1 pseudogene is annotated in these 264 nt (G+C 49.6%); it reads right to left on the reverse strand.

Features of this window, described 5'->3' with window-relative positions:
• Window positions 1–52: 52 nt before the first annotated feature.
• Window positions 53–264: pseudogene (locus M2D63_RS25835) on the reverse strand (hypothetical protein); the annotation flags it as partial.

The raw sequence follows: 264 nt of genomic DNA on the forward strand, positions 1-264 counted from the left end.
TTTTTGTTGTTCCGTCCTTCTCTTGTGTTTTGTGGCGCCTGGGGTGTGGTGTTTAACAGGCCGGGGCGGTCTGAGACTCCCCTTTTGTGGGGGTGTTGGGGGGGGGTGTGTGGGTGTTTTTTGTCGTTTTCTTGGTGGGCGGGGGGGGTTTTGGTTTTTTGTCAACTGTCTCTTTTTTTGGTGGTTTTTTTTTTTGTCTCGGGTGGCCGTGCTTGGTGGTGTTTTTTTTATTGTTCTTTTTAGGCGCGTCTTTTCTGCCTGTGA

It is taken from the genome of Pseudomonas sp. BJa5, assembly GCF_030272875.2.
Taxonomy (GTDB): Bacteria; Pseudomonadota; Gammaproteobacteria; order Pseudomonadales; family Pseudomonadaceae; genus Aquipseudomonas.